This is a genomic window from Bacillus sp. REN10 (assembly GCF_016820555.1).
In the GTDB taxonomy this organism is placed as follows: domain Bacteria; phylum Bacillota; class Bacilli; order Bacillales; family Domibacillaceae; genus Bacillus_CE.
Genome location: NZ_JADHDW010000049.1, coordinates 1 through 355 on the forward strand (window position 1 = coordinate 1; position 355 = coordinate 355).

General features: G+C 43.7%; 1 protein-coding gene. It reads right to left on the bottom strand.

All coding sequences use genetic code 11. From position 1 onward, the window contains the following. Nucleotides 1-32: 32 nt before the first annotated feature. Nucleotides 33-355: fibronectin type III domain-containing protein (locus IRB43_RS17705; RefSeq protein WP_238942091.1), on the bottom strand; the 323-nt coding region annotated here is incomplete at its 5' end.

Sequence of the window (355 nt, forward strand, 5' to 3'; positions counted from 1 at the left end):
AAAAAAAGAAAAGAGCCGTATGAAACGACTCTTTAAGCAGCGGCTGTCGTAACACTAACAGCTACGCTTTTATTTGATTCAATACCTTGACTAACTGTTGTTACCTCAAAGTTGTAAGTAGTTTCAGCGGTTAGCCCTGTTACTTGATAACTACTTGTTGCCGATGTTCCTACTTGTACACCATCTTGATAGATTCTGTATTCTGAAATCCCGCTCTCATGAGTGACAGCTTCCCAACTCAAACTAACACTAGTAGCGGTCGGTGTGCCTGCCGTTAACCCAGCGGGTGCATCAGGGAGTAGTTTTTTGGTTAGGGAATTCACCTGTTGCTTCCCCCGGTTTCTCAAATCCGTAA